The sequence below is a fragment of the Paenibacillus etheri genome (genome assembly GCF_001012825.1).
GTDB classification, from domain to species: domain Bacteria; phylum Bacillota; class Bacilli; order Paenibacillales; family Paenibacillaceae; genus Paenibacillus_AQ; species Paenibacillus_AQ etheri.
This window is the reverse complement of record NZ_LCZJ02000105.1, coordinates 1-204: the sequence shown is the minus strand read 5'-3', so window position 1 is coordinate 204 and position 204 is coordinate 1. Positions and strand designations below refer to the sequence as shown.

Below are 204 nucleotides of genomic sequence, written 5' to 3'. Positions count from 1 at the left end.
AGGGGTCTTACTAATTGGGAAATCTCATCTTGAGGGGGGCTTCACGCTTAGATGCTTTCAGCGCTTATCCCGTCCGTACGTAGCTACCCAGCCATGCTCCTGGCGGAACAACTGGTGCACCAGCGGTACGTCCATCCCGGTCCTCTCGTACTAAGGACAGCTCCTCTCAAATTTCCTGCGCCCACGACAGATAGGGACCGAACT

At 55.4% G+C, this 204-nt stretch carries 1 rRNA gene; it reads right to left on the bottom strand.

Features of this window, described 5'->3' with window-relative positions:
* Positions 1–204: ribosomal RNA gene (locus UQ64_RS29750) — 23S ribosomal RNA — on the bottom strand; the annotation flags it as partial.